We start from the raw sequence: 16,694 nt of genomic DNA, 5'->3' as shown, positions 1-16,694 counted from the left end.
TGCGGCGCATAATTTGATTGTTATGTTATATTATAACTAATAGCTATGCGGCCCTTGGCTCACTCCAATTCAGGCGGCATGTAATTATGACCTACCGACCATCTGGTCTTCTCCTCTGCTCTTCTTTTTTGAGCAGCCTGCTGGCAACAGGCCATGCAGCAGCAGCCCAGACGGCCACGACCACCACGCAGGTCACAGCCACGACAACCACAGGCACACTTGCAGGCACTGGCACACCAGCCACGGCCAAAAAGCCCGTGCGCAAAGGGGCGGAAACCGTGCAGGTTATCCCCCACTCCACCACGCATGAGGCGGAGCAGGTTATTGTAACCGCACATCTGGACCGTGCCCGCTCCGAGCTGTCGCCCACCACGGGGGCCAGCGTGTACCATTTCAGCCGTCAGGCGCTGGAGAATATTCCCGGTGGGGATAATGCCCCGCTTAATCAGGTTCTTTTGCAAGCTCCGGGGGTTGCGCAGGACAGTTACGGCCAGATCCATGTGCGCGGGGACCATAACGAAGTGCAGTTCCGCCTTGATGGCGTGCAGCTACCCGAAGGGCTGAGCGTATTCGGGCAGGCACTGATGACCCGCTTTGCCGATAACATGTCCCTGACCACAGGCGCGCTGCCCAGCCAGTTTGGCTTCCTGCAGGCGGCCGTGGTGGATATTACCACCAAAAATGGCACGACCAATGCAGGGGGGAACCTGTCCATTTACGGTGGGGCGCGGGATTACTTCTTCCCTTCCCTGCAATATGGTTTTCACAAAGGAAAGTGGGATTTTTTTGCCACGGCGGACTTTGTGCATGACCGCGTGGGCATAGAAAACACCACAAGCTCATTTAATGCCCCGCATGACCTGAGCAACCAGTACCACTTTTTGGGCCATGCCCGTTATACTGTGGATGAAGATACGCGGATCAGCCTGATTGCAGGCATTTCCAACGCGGAATACCAGCTCCCTAACAACCCCGGCCTAACCCCCGATAGCTGGAGCCAAAACTACACGCCTCCCGCAGGGGCCACTACCAACAGCGATAGCCTGAACGAACACCAAAAGCAGATTACCGACTTTGCCGTGCTGGCCCTGCAAAAGGAAATCGGGGCTTTTAGCCTACAGGATTCCGTTTTTACCCGCTACAGCTCCCTGCGCTACTCCCCCGACCCCACGGGGGACCTGCTCTACCTTGGCAATGCCCAGCGGGCCGCGCGCTCGGTCTTTTCCACCGGCACCCAGCACGACGTAACCTGGCGCGCAGCGCGCGACCATACTGTGCGCTTCGGGTTTCAGGTTTTTGTGGAACGCAATGTTTCGAGCACCACATCAACCGTTTTCCCACAGACCAATGTTGGCAGCACCCCGCCCACATACGGCCCCAACCCCTTTAATGTGTATGACAGCAGCGGCAAAACCGGCATGGTTTATGGCGTGTACGCGCAGGACGAATGGCGCCCCTTGCGTAACCTGACCATCAATTACGGCCTGCGTTTTGATGGCGTGAGCGAATACACAGCCGAACACCAGTTTAGCCCGCGTGTAAACCTTGTGTGGAAACCATGGAAAAACGGCACCCTGCACGCAGGCTACTCGCGCTATTTTACCCCCCCACCGTTTGAAATTGTAAGCGGGGCATCGCTTACCCATCTGTACGGCACCAGTGGCGCGCCCAATTCGCTTACAAACAGCAAAGTGCGTGCCGAGCGCGACCATTATTTTGATGCAGGGTTTGACCAGACCATTCTGCCCGGCTGGCATATTGCCTTTGACGCCTATTACAAACTGGCCAAGAACCTGATTGATGAGGGCCAGTTTGGCGCCCCCATTATTCTGAGCGGCTTTAACTACCGCCATGGGCAGGTAAACGGGTACGAAGTCAGCACCTCCTACGACCGCGGCCCACTCTCCCTTTACGGTAATTTTGCATGGTCACGCGCCATTGGTAAAAAAATTACCAGTGCGCAGTTCAATTTTGACCAGGGCGAACTGGACTACATCAGCAGCCGCTGGGTCCATCTGGACCATGACCAGCGCTGGACCGCATCTGCTGGAGCAGCATACACATTCTTCCACAAAACCCGTGCTCCGCTGCGCCTGTCTGCCACGCTGGTCTATGGCAGTGGCCTGCGCGCGGATGATGATGCAAACGGCATCCCCAACGGGCTTGCATTAACACCTTATGCTACCGTTAATTTTTCTGCCGTGCAGACCATTCACAACACCTTTGGTTCGGCATGGCAGGGGGATACGCAGCTAAGGCTGGATGTGATCAATCTGGGAGACCACACCTACATGCTGCGTGATGGTTCGGGCATTGGTGTTACCGCACCCCAATACGGCCTGCGCAGGACCATACTGTGCGGTATATCCCAAGGGTTTTAACAACCGGGGCTGAATGGGCACACCCCGTTCAGCCCTGTTTTCTGCCACTCACCACAAACCGTCCGGCCCACAGCACCAGCAGGGCAAGCAGAGCAATACCCGCACTCCATGCCAGCACCGCGTAAGGGCCGGCGGCACCCAGCACCACCCCGCCGCACAAAGCACCCCCGCCAATACCGGCATTAAAGCCGGTCACGCTAAAGGAGCATGCGGCCTCGCGCTCATCCGGGGCCAGTTCCATGGCGTAACTCTGGGGGGCCATGTTCATAACCGCGCCAACAATCCCCCACACGACCATATCCACCCAGACCAGACCGGGCCACCAGCCTGCCGCCACCATAATGCCGTGGCTGGCTACAAGGGCCGCCGTTGCCACACCAATCAGCCGTCCGGCAGAACAGGGTAGCCGCCCCCCCACCCAGTTGCCGCCAACCCCCGCAACGCCATACACCAGCAGCAGAACGGGAATAAGCCGTTCAGGACTATGCGGAATGGTTTGCAGGAGCGGGATGATATACGTGTAAGCCGTAAAATGCGCGATAATCACCAGCATTGTCAGCACCGCAATATAAACGAACACAGGCTGGCGGAGCAGGCGCAGCAGGTCCAGCCGCCGCCGCTGGGCCGGCATGGCGGGCAACAGCACCAGAGCTGCAGCAAACACCGCCAGAGCCCCTGCACCACAGGTTAAAAAAGCCGCGCGCCAGCCCAGCCATTGCCCAATGGCGGACACAAGGGGAATACCCCCGGCAAACCCCACCGCGACCCCTGTAAAAGCCCAGCCCGTGGCCCGTGCCACAGGTATGTCCGGCGCCAGACGGACCGCAACCCCCGCAATAACTGACCAGAAAATACCATGCCCCAATGCCAGCATAATGCGTAGCACGGCCATGAGCGCATAATTGGTGACAAAGGCGCAGGCTATATCCACCCCGCCAGCCAGCAGCAGCAGGCTGGCCACAAGTACCCGCCGGTCCACGCCTGAAGTCAGCAATGTTAGCGGAATGGCCGTTAACGCCACCAGCCAAGCATAGCCTGTAACCAGCAGCCCAACCTGAGCGGGGGATACATGCAGCCCCTGTGCAATATCGGTCAGCAACCCAATGGGCATGACCTCGGTCACAAGCCATATGAACGCCCCGACCGAGAGCATGACAAGACGTACCATGGCAGCATAACCCGACAGAATGGAAAAGAAGGCAGACGTGCCCCTACTATGCCAGCCCCGCCTGCACAACCACGCAGAAAACCGTAAGGGCAGGCACGCTCTACTCAGACACGGCACGCCCGATACACCTACCCATAAAAACAGGGGGTGGCGGGCATATGCCCGCCACCCCCTGCATGCACCGCATTAAAACGCTGGAGTTCAGGCCACAGGCTGAGCGGGGGCTGAGGCATCGCCCAGAGCCGCCTTGAGCCGTGCTTCTGCTTCGGGGGAGAGGGACGTCTGCAAAATACGGGCATGGCCCTTGAACTGTTGCAGATCGGCCAGAACCTTATCCGGCTGGGATTTGCGCACCAGCACAAACAGGGCAGAGGTGTTGGGGGGAATGGTGTCGCTCAGTTTGGTAATAAACCCGTCATCAATCCCGTAATCGGACATCTTGCCTGCCAGAGCGCCTGCACCGGCCCCAACGGCACTGCCAATAACAAAGCCTGCCAGCGGGTTAAGGCACAAAAGCCCGACCACCGCACCCCAGAACCCGCCAGAGAACAGTCCCCAGGATGCACCCGCTTTTTCCAGATTAACGCTCTGGTGCAAACGCGGCTTGCCGGTGGCATCCCGCGTGACCACAACGGCATCTTCCAGGTCCAGCAGGTATTCCTTCTGCAAGGTGTGGCATTCGCTCAGCACCTTGGCGGCGTCATCAATATGGTCAAAGCCCAGCACGATCAGATCAGACATGGTATTTCCTTGCTTTTGCGGCTTTCCCCCAAAAAGGGGCAACCACGTGAACCCTACGTAATGTAGGGGGCAGGCAAGGTCTTTGCCAGAGTGCTGCGCACAGGGCTGCCAGATGTTTTTTATTTAATATTCCGCCCTGCAACTCCACCGCCCTGCGGTCCGTTGCACCTGTATCTCCTTTTTTAACAACAGGGGGCTACCATGACATTCCTTAACACCGTCTCCAATGCCATCACGCATGTAGGGGATTTTATTACCGGCGCCACGGGCGACAAATCGGGCCTGATGACCGCACTGAACGAAGTGCTCGGCCCCGTCCCCCGGCCCGACCTGCCCAGTAAGCTGGAAAAACGCGCACAGGCCATGGGCATGATCAGCACCATACGCCGCTGGCAGAGCGCGCCACACAGCCCACCCGCAACCGAGGCAGAAGTGCGGGGATTCTTTTTGCAAGAAGAACTGGACTGGTTTTCTGAACAGACAGGCCTTTCCGACCTGGCAACCATGAAGATGATCCGCAAGATGCTGCCGCAATGCGTCAGGCTGCGGGCCATCCATGACCCGTCCCTTTTCCCGCAGCCGCCCACGGTTCGGGAATGAGCCGCCAACCCGCCTGACCTGATGTGGCAGGCATACGATGCCCCCACATCAGGCACGGCTCTACTGTACCGCACCGGGCGGGCACGCTGGCCCAGCGCAGTTAGCAGGTGCAAAAAACCTTCTGGTCAGAGGCGTAATATCAGGGGAGTTCGCTCAGATTCCAGCCGGTCTGTGCATCATGCACTGCACTGAGCGGAATGGCGTTGGGCAGGCGTACATTGGCTGGCAGGGCCATAACCGCGCGCAAGGCCCGGAACAGCGCCCCGTGGGCCACCACCAGAGGTAACCCATCTGCTGCCGTGGCGCGGTTAAGCGCACGGGCAGCCCTGCTTTTAAGCTCGGCAAACGGTTCAGCCCCCGGTGGGGTGTACTGCTCGGCGATCCAGTCATCGTACCAGTCGGCAATCGGCTGGCCTTCCTGCTCGCCAAAGCAGACCTCGGCCAGATCCTCATCCACGCTCAGGGGAAGTTGCGGCAGGCCGTAGGCGACCAGTTCATCCCGCACAATCTGGGCCGTGCGGTGGGCACGTTCGAGGGGGGAACACACAATACGTGTAATGGCTCCCGCCCCTTGTGCGCGTATGGCCTGCTCGATCAGCCTGCCAGCCTCCACCGCCTGATCAATCCCGGTCTCGTTCAGCGGCACATCCGTACGCCCCTGAGAAAGACCGGCCCTGTTCCAGTCCGTCTGACCGTGCCGCAGATACCAGTATGGACGGGGGAGAAGCACGGTCATGGCACCTTCAGTCAAACAGGGACGATACGGAGCTTTCGTCCGATACGGCACGCATGGCGCGCGCCAGCAGGCCGGAAATGGTGATCTGGCGGATATTGCTGGCCGCCATGACCGGCGCTGTTGCCTGAATACTGTCTGTCAGGGTCAGCATTTCAATCGGGGACTCGGCAATACGGGGCACGGCCTGCCCGGTGAGCACACCGTGGGTAACATATGCACCAACCGATGCCGCACCCTGCTGGGCAATGGCGCGGGCTGCGTTGCACAGTGACCCACCGCTATCCACAATATCATCCACCAGCAGGCAGTGACGTCCTTTGACGTCGCCAATCACGTTCATGACCTCAGACACGCCTGCGCGCTCACGCCGCTTGTCAATAATGGCCAGATCGGTGTTCAGGCGCTGGGCAAGCTGGCGCGCGCGCACCACCCCACCCACATCGGGGGAGACAATCATAAGGTCGCGGTCACCGTACTGGGCGCGGATGTCGCGCACAAACAGGGGGGCTGCGTACAGATTGTCCACCGGAATATCAAAAAAGCCCTGAATCTGCATAGCGTGCAGGTCCAGTGTCAGCACACGGCTGGCCCCTGCTTCCACCAGCAGGTTGGCAACCAGCTTGGCGCTGATAGGCGTACGGGGGCCGGATTTGCGGTCCTGACGGGCATACCCGAAATACGGAATAACTGCCGTAATACGTTTGGCCGACCCGCGACGCAGGGCGTCCAGCATGATCAGCAGTTCCATCAGGTTGTCATTCGTGGGCGTGCAGGTGCTCTGGATGACAAAAACATCCTCACCGCGCACGTTTTCATGAATTTCAACAAACACTTCCATGTCCGCAAAGCGGCGCACGGTTACGTTACACAGGGGCAGGTTCAGCTCTGCTGCAACGGCCTGGGCCAGTGGCAGGTTGCTATTACAGGCGACGATTTTCATGACAAGGACGGTTCCCGGCCTCAGCTGTTACACGAATTAGGAAGGAAGACTGCAGCGAGGGGGGGTTTAGCAACCGCGCGCCCCATTGTCATCCACCCTTCGGCCTGCCTGATGCGTCCGGGGTGCAGGCGTGGCCTAAAAGCCGCGCATCTCCGCCCTGTCCATGATCCTTAACTTGCGCAAATCCGCCCTTTTCTCTAAGTGGGAGCGTTGCGGTCGGGCCGGGTACGGGCCTGTGTTCCGGGCAAACTGCCCGCACGGGCAGCACCGCCTGGCAGGTTCAGCCCTTGCCAGTCTGGTGCACAACACCCCGCCAATGGCTGTTTACCGCCACATACGCCGCATTCCCCCCTCTTCCGCGCGGATAGTCACGCCCCAGAATACCCCCGGCAGGCAGCCACAGGCCCCTTGCCAGCATGGCATACCCCCTTAGCGGCAATTGCATGCCTACCATGCGCATTACGCATAAGAATCCTGCACAACTCACGGGCCTATCACTGCCGGGCCGGGCACGCATGGGCACATCCCCCGCCCGGCATGGCCGCACGGGATTCACGCCCCTACGCCATAAATCAGCCGAGCCATGCGGTTTAATCCACCAACAGGTTATTCGCAGCGCCGCCCGGACGTGACATACTGCCCGGCTGTAATGTCCGCCCGAGCGTGCCCATACGCAACGAGCAAGCCCCAACGGAGCCAGCATGACCCGGCCACCCCCGCCCGGCAGCCGCCATAAAGCCTGTTTTACAACAGGCAGCATCATGCGGCACGTGCTGGTCATGGCCGGAACGGGGGCCATCGGGCTTATGGCCGTGTTTGCGGTTGATATGCTCAACATGGTGTATATCAGTCACCTCAACAACACCGCCATGACCGCGGCCATTGGCTTTGCCAGTGCTGTTATTGGCCTACAGATTGCCATTTCCATTGGCCTGACCATTGGCATAAGTGCCGCCACAGCGCGTGAGATCGGTGCCGGACGGCATGAGGAAGCCCGCTGCCTTGCCGCCTCTTCCATGATTGTCATGACCGTGGTCACGGGGATTCTGGGCCTTGCCACGGCCATGGAGGCCGCCCCCATCCTCCACCTGTTTGGCGCACAAGGGCAAACCCTGACCGAAGCCACAGCCTACCTGCGTATTCTCAGCGTTGCCCTGCCCCTGATCTGCGTTGGCATGGGCTGCTCGGCCCTTATGCGCGTGGTGGGGGATGCCAAAGGCTCCATGCATATTACCCTTATGGGGGCCGTGGTGGCGGCCGTGCTGGACCCGCTGTTTATTTTCGGGCTGCATGAAGGGCTTGTGGGGGCTGCCATCAGCACCACCTTCTCCCGCATTGTGGTGGCCGGGGCCGGGCTGCGTGGCGCCCTGCGGCACAGCATGCTGGCCCGCCCCTGCCTGCGCCGCATTGTGCCCGACACCCGCCGGGTGGCTGGCATATCGCTCCCCGCTATCCTGACCAATCTGGCAACACCCGCAGGGGGGGTGTACGTCACGCGCGCCATGTCCGGCTTTGGGCTGGAAGCCGTGGCCGGGCAGGCCTCTATTGAGCGCATGGTACCGGTGCTGTTCTCGCTCGTGTTTGCGCTAACTGGCTCGGTCGGCCCGATCATGGGCCAGAATGTGGGCGCGGGCCGCTCCGACCGTGTGCGCCAGACCCTGACAGCCGCACTCAAGCTGGTTGTGCTCAGCGTAGGGCTGACCTGGGTTGCACTCTACTTTGCGCAGGACCTAATTATTGCCATGTACAATGCACAGGGGAATGCTGCGGCACTTCTGCACCTGTTCTGCACATGGACCATTGGCAGTTACCTGTTTGTTGGCATGCTGTTTGTTGCCAATGCTGCATTCAACAACCTTGGCTTCCCCCTGTATTCCACCGCGTTCAACTGGGGGCGGGCAACGCTGGGCACCATTCCGTTTGTTCTGCTATGCGCGCATTATGGCCCGCAGGGGGTACAGGTGGGGCAGGCCATGGGTGCAGTGCTGTTTGGGTCATTTGCGGTCTTGACTGCATTCCGTGTCACGCAAACACTCACATCGGCTCCCGCGTCGCACCCTCCGGCGCAGGATATGCGGAGCACGCCAGTTTCTGACGTGCCAACCACCAGTGCAGAAGCCGCCATGGCGGAACTGGACGAAGTGGAAAGTGCCTCCGACCTTTAACCGAGGGAACAGGAATACGCACATGTCCAAGTTGACCACGCAAGAACGCAATGCCCTGCCCGATAGCGCCTTTGCCCTACCCGGCCGCCGCTACCCCATACCAGACGCCACCCATGCAAGGGATGCCCTTGCCCGCGCGAGCGAAATGCTGCATCGGGGCAACCTGACACAGGCGGAATACGACCTGATCCACAGCAAGGCGGAAGCCGTGCTGCGCCAAGAACGACTGTAACGGACCTGAATGCTCGATAAACTCTACGCCCGCGTTCTGCGGCATGCCGCCAGCCCCCACGCGCCTTTATGGCTGGCGGCACTGGCTTTTGCAGAAGCCAGCTTTTTCCCCCTCCCGCCGGAAACGCTGCTTGTCCCCATGGTGCTGTCACAAAAGGACAAGGCATGGCGGTACGCCGCCATCTGCACCGTGGCCAGTGTGGCCGGTGGCCTGCTGGGCTGGCTGATTGGCGCGCTGCTGCTGGATACGCTGGCAAAACCCATTGTGCATTTTTACCATGCCGAACACACACTGCTCTCCTTGCAGGAAAAATTCCGCCAGTGGGGGGTATGGATCATTCTGTTCAAGGGGCTGACCCCCATCCCCTACAAGTTTGTAACCATTGCCAGCGGCATGGCGCATTTTGCCATTCTGCCCTTTATGTGCGCGAGCCTTGTAACCCGTGGCGCGCGTTTTGCGCTGGTGGCGGGCCTGCTGCGCCGCTTTGGCCCAACCATTCAGGATTTTCTGGAAACCCGCCTGCCGCTGGTTACGGGCGTATTCGCCCTTGCCCTGCTTGGCGGCTTTTTGGCGCTGCGCTACCTGTAGCCCCTTAACGGGGCCATATGGCCCCTGTGGCGCACAAGGCAGGCGCGCTCTGGCACGCCTTGCGCTCCACCCCCTGCTCGCGCAGGGAGAAAGACCCAGTTTTTAACACCCCATCCACACCACCAGAACCAACGCGGGAGGCACATCAGGCATGGCAACTCAGATTGCGGTCATTACAGGAGCAGGTTCGGGCATTGGCCGTGCAGCAGCCCGCGCACTGGGGCGCGCGGGGTTTGATGTCGCCCTGCTGGGGCGGGACAAGGAACGCCTGGAAGCCACGGCACAGAATCTGGCCCAGCATTCCGTCCGCTCCCTTGTCATCAGCGTGGACGTGGCCGACGCACAGGCCGTGCAGGACGCCGCCAACCGGGTTGAAAGCGAACTTGGCCCCATTTCTGTCTGGGCCAACTGCGCGGGGGCCACGGTTGTTGGCCAGGTTGCAGCCCTGAATGCACAGGACATCGCACGGGCCACGCAAGTTACCTACCTTGGTAGCGTTAACGGCACACTGGCAGCCCTGAACGTTATGCGGCGCAGGGGACAGGGGGCAATTATCAACCTTGATCTGGCCCCCACACTGCGTGACCTGCCCCTACAGGCAGCAGAAAACGGCTCCCGCGCGGCCCTGCGCGGCTTTTGCAACAGCCTGCGCACGGAACTGCGGCATGATGCAGACCATATCCGCATTGTTATGGTGGACCTGCCTGCCATTAACACCCCGCATTATGGCTGGACCCGCAACCTGACCGGCAAACGGCTCAAACCCTTTGGCCCGGTTTACGAACCGGAAGTTGCGGCAGAGGCCATCTGCCGCGCGGCCTTTACCACCAGCCGCTCCATTTCCATCGGTTGGGCCAACAGCTTTGCCGCCCTTTGGCGTCTGGCTGGCCGCAGCTGCCGCGAGGCCCGGCTGGCCAGCCACGGCTACAAAGCCCAGATGAGCCATGACTGGGCTGAGGGCATTCAGCCAGATGACCTGTACAACCCGGTACCCGGCGCTTACGGCGCCGAAGGCCCGTTTGAAGCCAAGGCCCGCAGGCTGAACAGCCCGTTTACGATTTTTGTCTCATCCGGTCTGCGGGCCAGCCTGTTTGGTGCGCTCGCAGCCATGGGGCTGAGTGCGGCATTCAACCACATCCGCCAGTGCCGTAAAGACTGATCCCGCACGATCAGGGCCGTTAAAGCCCGCCCTCTGCGCCCCCACCTCTGCCGTGGAAGCGCAGGGGGAGCGGAGTTATAAAAAAACCACTCCGCCCTGCAAAGCTCATTTGTTCAGGCCCGCAACCTGCCATCCCCCACCCCGGCCAGAGGCGGCACAACAAATGGCCCCGCCGCATGGACCTGAATGGTCAGCAGCCCGATCAGCCCTTCCTTTACCCCCTTGAGCGGTAATTCGGCATAACCTGTTGTCCAGCGGCTTATTGCGTTGGCCTCCATAACATGCCAGCCGGGCCATGCGGCGCCCTCCGCCCGCAAATGGCATATCTGGGGCACATGCCGGCCACCACTAAACAGGGTTATGCCCCCTATTTTGACCCCAAAAGTACGCCTGCCATCCCCATAAGCGCCATGAACAGCCGAAGGCTGGGTGGTGCGCGAGGTGAGGAAAACCTTTTTCACCCCGACTGGCAGCATGTAAAAGCACCTGTCTCCCTCACGCCGCAGCAACCTGATACGCTGCCCCCGATCCGTGACCAAAAACAGGTCCGGGTCCATGCTCAGTTCCGGTGCGGCCGCAAACGGCCTGCACCCCGGCACGCTGGGGCCGCGTGCGCGTAACTGGGCAAACATGGCTGCCAATGCCGCCCGCTCCACCTGCGGGGACGGCAGAACCTCCTTCTCCCACACATGGGGGGCCGCACGGCCCACACGCACAACCCCACCGGCCCATGCCTCTGCCTGCCCAGCCTCCTGCGCCAGATAAAACTCTGTGGGTACGCCATTGGCTACAAGAACAGCATGCGTTTCTGTTTGCATAAGGGTGTAATTATAGCTGGTAATACTGTGATCATAAAAAATACTGCCACCATTCACCAGCAGGCGTACGGGCACAAAGCGCCCATTATGCAAAACGGTATGCTGGGGGGTGAGCAGCAGGTCCCGGTCGGGCAGGTTCTGCCCCAGTGCATGGCGTAAAACGCGAATGGGGTAGCCTGCCTCCTTCTCCGCGCAGTCGGGGCGGACCTGCACATGCCCGCGGGCAACCCACAACAAGCGCTGGGTTGTCATGCCGCCCTTGCTCCACACATCTACAAGGCTGCCGGCCTGCAATGCCTCTACCTCTGCGGGAGCATTTGCGGTGTGGATGTCCGTGCCCTCAATAAAGCAGGCTCGGGTACGGGTCTGGCCTTTTTCCGCCGTAATGCGCAGCGGGCAGCGTGTATCGGCCACATGGTATTCCCCGGCATCCAGCACGGCACCCTGGGCCAGTTCCACAGTAAAACGCCCGACTTCCTCCTGCCCCTGACCGTACAGGACAATGCTCCGGCAATGGCGGTCCGCGCTCACGCGGCAGGTCACGACTGGCTGAGCACTATGGCGGACCTCGATCATGGCCTGTTCGGGGTTGTAATCCATGATTGCGGTGCCAGACAGGTCAAACGGTGCGTAATCCGCGTGGATCACCACCGTACCGCCTCCGGCCCCAAAGCGCACCGTGGCCCCGCACAGCACGTCGGCCAGCCCAGCCCCGCAGGAGAACACACCCCCATAGGCAATGTTCAGTTCCACACCATCGAGTGTGGCATTGGGCTCCGTGGGGGCAAACATGGCGTACCCCCCCACCACATACACCCGCAAACCAGCGGGCGCACCAAGGGCCACACCCAGCAGGGCATTACCACCTATGTAGAATGCACTCCCCAACGGAGCGTGCCCGGTAGCGGGGCCTATGCCAAACGTGGCGTGCACGCCCGGCGGCACAACATAGGTGCCCCCCGCAGGTGCTGGCACGGCACGGGACGACCCGTGCGTGCCTAAAAGGACATTCCCGTTGGTCTGTCCGCCAAAAATGGCAGGGTGAATAACACCGGCATAAATGCGCGTACCATCGGGGGCGGTCATGGCCACATGGTAGCCGTCGCGCACCCCCAGAAAACCCTGATGGTCCGTAATTGCGCAGCTTACGCCATTGGTATTGACATAATGCACCATCGCCACCCCCCTCCCCTGTAAAATACCCTGAGGGAAAAGGCTTAGTGGCCGAATTATAAAAAATGGTTAATGAATCTTTATACGCTATACGCGTTGACGATAAATTAACTCTGCAAGCGCATTATACCAGACCGCCCCCCCACACCCACCATGCGGAGTGTGCATCTTCCAGCCGGTCTGCGGCCTGCCGTGCCGCCTGCGGTGTGGCAAACAGCCCAAAACATGTTGCGCCAGACCCGCTCATACGGGCCATAAGGCAGCCATCCTGCCCGCCAATATCCGCCAGAACATGGGCAACAGGGGGGCAGACAGCACAGGCGGCCTCTTCCAGACTATTCCCCTGCTGTTTGAGAAAAGCCACCACATCGGCAATATCGGCCCAGTTATCGGGCAAGGGAGCGCGCGGCAGAAAAGCCCCATCCCGGCGGCGGAACACCTCGGGAGTGGAAACAGCCTGCCCGCAATTTACCAGAACCATCCCGCATTCGGGCAGGTGGGCGGCGGGGGTCAGGTTTTCCCCTATTCCTTCCATCCGCATTGTCTGGCTGAGCAGGCAGACGGGCACATCCGCCCCCAGTGTCTGGGCCAGTGCCAGCAGGTCTGCGCGGCTGGCCTGCACGTTCCATGCCCGGTCCAGCAGGCGCAGGGCCGCAGCGGCATCGGCCGAACCTCCGCCAATGCCAGAGGCCACAGGTAGCTTTTTTTCCAGCACCAGTGTACCGCCCGGCAACCGGGTCTGGCTCCCGCGCAGCCCCTGCAGGGCATGGGCCGCACGAAGCACAAGGTTGTCCGCCCCTGTGGAGGCAGCATCCAGCACACGGCCAAAACGGCCGGTAACATGCAGGCTCAGTGGTTCGGGGCCGGGCTGGTAGTGCAGCACATCGCCCGCCCCGGCAAACACCACCAGACTGTCCAGCAGGTGGTAGCCATCCGCCCGGCGGCCGGTAACGTGCAGGTACAGGTTCACCTTGGCGGGGGCTGCCTCTGTAAATGCAAAGGTGGAGACATCCAGTGCTGCAACGGTCACGGCGTGTGCTTTCCTTGTTCCTGAACAGGTTGTGCGGGGGCGGGTTGCGCGGCCGGAGCCGGCTGTGCCGCAGGGCTACCCACCCCGGCAGGAGGTGTGGGGGGAACACCCGCTTTTTGCAAGGCCGCCCGTATAAGGCTTTCATCCGCCGGGCTGGGGTGTAAGCCCAGCGCCACATTCCACTGGTCCACGGCTTCGGTCTTGCGGCCAATACGCCAGTAGGCCTCGCCCAGATGGTAGTTTACCTCCGGGTCTTCCGGTGTCTGCTCGGCGGCTTTTTCCAGCAGGGGAATCCCCCCCGCCAGATCACCCTGCTCCACGCGCACCCAGCCCAGACTGTCTGTTATGGCGGCGTCCTGGTCATCCAGCGCATGGGCCTTGCGCAAAAGCTGTTCGGCTTCGGCTAGGTCTTCATGCTGTTCGACCATGCCGTAACCCAGAAAATTGAGTAAAAGCGGCTCATCCGGGGCATAGGCCAGCGCAGCGCGGGTATCATTTTTGGCAGCGGCCCAGTCCCCGGCTTCATGGTAGGCCATGCCGCGCAGGAACAGGAGCGTCCAGTCTGGGCTTTTCTGCACGTTGGCCAGATCAATTGCACGGGTATAGGCGGCTATGGCGGCCTTCCAGTCCTTGGTCTGGCTGAAGGCGTTACCCAGCGAGCGCTCTATAATAATCTGGCCCGGCACCTGCTGGGCAAGATGCTGGAGGAGCGGTATGGCCTCGGCCGGGTGGTCGTTGGTGGTTTCCAGCACCGCAAGGCGCAGGGTCGCGACCATGGCCAGCGGGTCCTGCGGGGGAACGCGCACCAGTGTTTCGCGCGCGGCGGCAAAATGGTGCTCGTCGTCCTGAATTTCTGCCAGCATCAGGCGAGCATCAGCCAGCGTTGGGTCCATGGCCAGCGCAAAGCCCAGCATCAGGCGGGCGGCCTCATTAAACTGGAACAGGTTGAGCGCACTGCCCTCCCCTTCCATTCCCTGCTGGGCCTGCTCCCGCGCCTGCTGGCGGAGCAGGAAGGCCGTTAGCACATAGGCACGGGCGATTCCCTCCCGCGCGGATGTCACGGGGTAATGGGCGATTTCCGCCTGCAGGGCGGGGCCTGCCAGCCCCAGAATGGAGTCTGTTGCCACCAGTTTACGAATAACGGCCCGTGCCTTGTCCTGCTGGCCATGGTTCCATAGCCACGCCGCGTGGGAGCGGGTCAGGAGCATGTCGTAGCCAGGCATGGCCTTCTGGGCCTGCACAAACAGCGCCCCCGCCCGGTCGGACTGGCCTGCCACCTGCGCAATAAGTGCGGCATGCAGGGTATAAAACGGCATAAGACCGGAGCCGGGCACATGGAGCAGGTTTTCTATTGCCTCATCCGCGTGGCCCTGCGCCTGCTGGCACCACGCCAGCAGCAGCGGCACAATCAGGCGGGCCATGGGGTCGGCCCCGGCACGGTGATAATACTGCACGGCCTCGGGCCATGCGCCGCGCATAGCTGCGTCATCCCCCAGAACAAGGGCGGAAATCACACTCCTGTCCTGCGGTGTTTTATCCACAACCCGGGCCAGTTCCACCGCCTGAGGGGCACCGACCATGACACTGCGTACAAAAGCCTGCCGCAACAGGTCTGCATCCGCCGGGTCCGCCTGCAATGCCTTGCGGAAGGCCTGTGCTGCCTCAAGGTCATCCCCCAGGCGCACAGCCACGATCCCGCGCAGGTAAGCCTCCGAATCGACATACCCGTGCCCGGCTTGGGCGGCGGGGCCGGTTTTATGGTGTAAAACACGTGCAGGCTCAGGCACCGCCGCCAGCGCAGGCGACACCAGCATGGTGGCAGACAGCAGGAAAACCGTAGGCATAAGACGACAAAACAGCATAAGAACCCTATTCAGGCTGAGACGGCAGCACCGGGTTGCCGCGGCTGGCGGCCCACATCTGCCAGCATAGCAAATGAGGAACGACATGAACGGCTGGCTTTGTCTCTACCGCGCTCATGCCAAACCGCCAAACCATCCGCTCCATATTCTGGTCCACCCCGTGATTGTGATAGGGGTGGGATAATGCACGATGCCCTCTCCCTCCTCCGCCTCTATACCGAATGGGGGGTGGATACCGCCGTAACCGACACCGCCACAGACCACCGCCTGAGCGGGGCCGGCGCGCACCATCTGCCACGCCTGCCCAACCCCGGCAAACCCCGCCAGAGCGCGCCAGCCGTGCAGGCTCCACCCATGGTAGCGCCCCATACCCTGCGGCAGAACCCCACCCCTGCGGCGGGGAGTGAAGGCGGCATTACCAGTCTGGGCGAGTCCATAGCCCTTGCCCAGCAGGCCGCCGCACAGGCAAGCACACCGGATGCCCTGCGCACTGCCATGGAGCAGTTTGATGCATGCTCCCTGCGCGGCACGGCCATGCACACACTCCTGCCCTCCGGCCCGACCAACGCCCCGCTCATGCTGATCGGGGAAGCCCCTGATGCGGATGAGGACCGGAGCGGCCATGTTTTTGCCGGCCTGTGTGGCACCTTGCTGGATACATTGCTGGCCCCGCTGCCACTGGAGCGCAGCCAGCTAACCCTTGCCACCGCCCTGCCGTGGCGCCCCCCCGGCGGCCGCCCCCCATCGGATGCGGAGCAGCGCATCTGCCTGCCCTTCCTGCACCGTGCGATCACCCTGTTTGCCCCCCGCCGCCTTGTGCTGTGCGGCCGCCTGCCCGCAACCATGCTGCTCGGCAAAGACACCCCCGCCGCACGGCGCGAATGGGGCACGCTGGCCCTGCCCGGTCTGGGGGATGTGCCGGTTCTGGCCATGCGCCACCCGCTCCAGCTCCGTGCCTCCCCCACGGCCCGGCGGGAGATATGGCAAACGCTTATGCTGGTGATGAAAACACTGCGTGACACGCCATGAAGCAACCAAAGGGATAGTGGCAATATCCCCACACCCGTCACAAAGAATTACAGCATGAAATAACGCCAAATA

Annotated in this window: 15 protein-coding genes; 7 read left to right on the top strand and 8 right to left on the bottom strand. The window is 61.3% G+C overall.

Annotated elements, in window-relative coordinates; all coding sequences use genetic code 11:
- The first annotated feature begins 86 nt into the window (after nucleotides 1–86).
- Complete coding sequence (locus ACSYTG_RS02480) at nucleotides 87–2,381, top strand: TonB-dependent receptor (protein ID WP_095350216.1); 2,295 nt, start codon at nucleotides 87–89, stop codon at nucleotides 2,379–2,381.
- Nucleotides 2,382–2,409: 28 nt separating this feature from the next.
- Here the strand turns inward: ACSYTG_RS02480 and ACSYTG_RS02475 are convergent, their stop codons facing one another.
- Both ACSYTG_RS02475 and ACSYTG_RS02470 read right to left on the bottom strand, forming a co-directional pair.
- Nucleotides 2,410–3,549 (bottom strand): MFS transporter, encoded by a 1,140-nt coding sequence (locus tag ACSYTG_RS02475; protein WP_086647235.1) that lies wholly within the window; start codon nucleotides 3,547–3,549, stop codon nucleotides 2,410–2,412.
- A 201-nt stretch (nucleotides 3,550–3,750) separates the two neighbouring features.
- Nucleotides 3,751–4,290 (bottom strand): DUF1269 domain-containing protein, encoded by a 540-nt coding sequence (locus ACSYTG_RS02470; RefSeq protein ID WP_086647234.1) that lies wholly within the window; start codon nucleotides 4,288–4,290, stop codon nucleotides 3,751–3,753.
- Nucleotides 4,291–4,491: 201 nt separating this feature from the next.
- Between ACSYTG_RS02470 and ACSYTG_RS02465 the strand changes: the two genes are divergently transcribed.
- Nucleotides 4,492–4,890, top strand: a complete 399-nt coding sequence (locus tag ACSYTG_RS02465) for a hypothetical protein (RefSeq protein ID WP_086647233.1) — start codon at nucleotides 4,492–4,494, stop codon at nucleotides 4,888–4,890.
- A 139-nt stretch (nucleotides 4,891–5,029) separates the two neighbouring features.
- Here ACSYTG_RS02465 and ACSYTG_RS02460 read toward each other — a convergent pair whose 3' ends face one another.
- The 3 genes from ACSYTG_RS02460 to ACSYTG_RS02450 form a co-directional block, all read right to left on the bottom strand.
- Nucleotides 5,030–5,626: a histidine phosphatase family protein gene (locus tag ACSYTG_RS02460; RefSeq protein ID WP_253527672.1), complete on the bottom strand. Its 597-nt coding sequence runs from the start codon at nucleotides 5,624–5,626 to the stop codon at nucleotides 5,030–5,032.
- Nucleotides 5,627–5,633: 7 nt separating this feature from the next.
- Nucleotides 5,634–6,566 carry a ribose-phosphate pyrophosphokinase gene (locus tag ACSYTG_RS02455; RefSeq protein ID WP_086647231.1) on the bottom strand — a complete coding sequence of 311 codons (933 nt, stop codon included), beginning with the start codon at nucleotides 6,564–6,566 and terminating at the stop codon, nucleotides 5,634–5,636.
- A 280-nt stretch (nucleotides 6,567–6,846) separates the two neighbouring features.
- Nucleotides 6,847–7,026, bottom strand: coding sequence for a hypothetical protein (locus ACSYTG_RS02450; protein ID WP_491706440.1), 180 nt, complete (start codon nucleotides 7,024–7,026; stop codon nucleotides 6,847–6,849).
- Nucleotides 7,027–7,267: 241 nt separating this feature from the next.
- Here ACSYTG_RS02450 and ACSYTG_RS02445 point away from each other — a divergent pair, with 241 nt between their 5' ends.
- From ACSYTG_RS02445 to ACSYTG_RS02430, 4 genes are all read left to right on the top strand, one after another.
- The gene (locus ACSYTG_RS02445) at nucleotides 7,268–8,731 is read left to right on the top strand and encodes an MATE family efflux transporter (RefSeq protein ID WP_489783787.1); all 1,464 of its coding nucleotides are present in this window, start codon (nucleotides 7,268–7,270) and stop codon (nucleotides 8,729–8,731) included.
- 22 nt (nucleotides 8,732–8,753) lie between these two features.
- The gene (locus ACSYTG_RS02440) at nucleotides 8,754–8,963 is read left to right on the top strand and encodes a hypothetical protein (RefSeq protein ID WP_086647229.1); all 210 of its coding nucleotides are present in this window, start codon (nucleotides 8,754–8,756) and stop codon (nucleotides 8,961–8,963) included.
- Between the two features lie 9 nt (nucleotides 8,964–8,972).
- Nucleotides 8,973–9,551 carry a YqaA family protein gene (locus ACSYTG_RS02435; RefSeq protein ID WP_489783788.1) on the top strand — a complete coding sequence of 193 codons (579 nt, stop codon included), beginning with the start codon at nucleotides 8,973–8,975 and terminating at the stop codon, nucleotides 9,549–9,551.
- Between the two features lie 151 nt (nucleotides 9,552–9,702).
- Nucleotides 9,703–10,710: an SDR family oxidoreductase gene (locus ACSYTG_RS02430; RefSeq protein ID WP_415424569.1), complete on the top strand. Its 1,008-nt coding sequence runs from the start codon at nucleotides 9,703–9,705 to the stop codon at nucleotides 10,708–10,710.
- 113 nt (nucleotides 10,711–10,823) lie between these two features.
- Here the strand turns inward: ACSYTG_RS02430 and ACSYTG_RS02425 are convergent, their stop codons facing one another.
- The 3 genes from ACSYTG_RS02425 to ACSYTG_RS02415 all read right to left on the bottom strand — a co-directional run bounded on the left by ACSYTG_RS02425 (nucleotide 10,824) and on the right by ACSYTG_RS02415 (nucleotide 15,593).
- Nucleotides 10,824–12,704, bottom strand: coding sequence for a Hint domain-containing protein (locus tag ACSYTG_RS02425; protein WP_489783789.1), 1,881 nt, complete (start codon nucleotides 12,702–12,704; stop codon nucleotides 10,824–10,826).
- Between the two features lie 121 nt (nucleotides 12,705–12,825).
- The gene (locus ACSYTG_RS02420; RefSeq protein WP_489783790.1) at nucleotides 12,826–13,731 is read right to left on the bottom strand and encodes a 4-(cytidine 5'-diphospho)-2-C-methyl-D-erythritol kinase; all 906 of its coding nucleotides are present in this window, start codon (nucleotides 13,729–13,731) and stop codon (nucleotides 12,826–12,828) included.
- Nucleotides 13,728–15,593, bottom strand: coding sequence for a tetratricopeptide repeat protein (locus tag ACSYTG_RS02415; RefSeq protein ID WP_489783791.1), 1,866 nt, complete (start codon nucleotides 15,591–15,593; stop codon nucleotides 13,728–13,730). Before ACSYTG_RS02415 ends, ACSYTG_RS02420 begins: the two co-directional genes overlap by 4 nt.
- Before the next feature lie 183 nt (nucleotides 15,594–15,776).
- Here ACSYTG_RS02415 and ACSYTG_RS02410 point away from each other — a divergent pair, with 183 nt between their 5' ends.
- Nucleotides 15,777–16,622, top strand: coding sequence for a uracil-DNA glycosylase (locus ACSYTG_RS02410; protein ID WP_194301277.1), 846 nt, complete (start codon nucleotides 15,777–15,779; stop codon nucleotides 16,620–16,622).
- Nucleotides 16,623–16,694 lie beyond the last annotated feature (72 nt).

It is taken from the genome of Acetobacter sp. ESL1128, assembly GCF_058505085.1.
This window is presented reverse-complemented; position numbering and strand designations above follow the sequence as displayed.

What these genes read in the sequence shown, in the direction of transcription:
- ACSYTG_RS02440 (WP_086647229.1), top strand. Translation starts at nt 8,754, where the DNA reads ATGTCCAAGTTGACCACGCAAGAACGCAATGCCCTGCCCGATAGCGCC.
- ACSYTG_RS02445 (WP_489783787.1), top strand. Translation starts at nt 7,268, where the DNA reads ATGACCCGGCCACCCCCGCCCGGCAGCCGCCATAAAGCCTGTTTTACA.
- ACSYTG_RS02460 (WP_253527672.1), bottom strand. Translation starts at nt 5,626, where the DNA reads ATGACCGTGCTTCTCCCCCGTCCATACTGGTATCTGCGGCACGGTCAG.
- ACSYTG_RS02415 (WP_489783791.1), bottom strand. Translation starts at nt 15,593, where the DNA reads ATGCTGTTTTGTCGTCTTATGCCTACGGTTTTCCTGCTGTCTGCCACC.
- ACSYTG_RS02410 (WP_194301277.1), top strand. Translation starts at nt 15,777, where the DNA reads ATGCACGATGCCCTCTCCCTCCTCCGCCTCTATACCGAATGGGGGGTG.
- ACSYTG_RS02475 (WP_086647235.1), bottom strand. Translation starts at nt 3,549, where the DNA reads ATGGTACGTCTTGTCATGCTCTCGGTCGGGGCGTTCATATGGCTTGTG.
- ACSYTG_RS02480 (WP_095350216.1), top strand. Translation starts at nt 87, where the DNA reads ATGACCTACCGACCATCTGGTCTTCTCCTCTGCTCTTCTTTTTTGAGC.
- ACSYTG_RS02425 (WP_489783789.1), bottom strand. Translation starts at nt 12,704, where the DNA reads ATGGTGCATTATGTCAATACCAATGGCGTAAGCTGCGCAATTACGGAC.
- ACSYTG_RS02470 (WP_086647234.1), bottom strand. Translation starts at nt 4,290, where the DNA reads ATGTCTGATCTGATCGTGCTGGGCTTTGACCATATTGATGACGCCGCC.
- ACSYTG_RS02430 (WP_415424569.1), top strand. Translation starts at nt 9,703, where the DNA reads ATGGCAACTCAGATTGCGGTCATTACAGGAGCAGGTTCGGGCATTGGC.
- ACSYTG_RS02435 (WP_489783788.1), top strand. Translation starts at nt 8,973, where the DNA reads ATGCTCGATAAACTCTACGCCCGCGTTCTGCGGCATGCCGCCAGCCCC.
- ACSYTG_RS02465 (WP_086647233.1), top strand. Translation starts at nt 4,492, where the DNA reads ATGACATTCCTTAACACCGTCTCCAATGCCATCACGCATGTAGGGGAT.
- ACSYTG_RS02450 (WP_491706440.1), bottom strand. Translation starts at nt 7,026, where the DNA reads ATGCGCATGGTAGGCATGCAATTGCCGCTAAGGGGGTATGCCATGCTG.
- ACSYTG_RS02455 (WP_086647231.1), bottom strand. Translation starts at nt 6,566, where the DNA reads ATGAAAATCGTCGCCTGTAATAGCAACCTGCCACTGGCCCAGGCCGTT.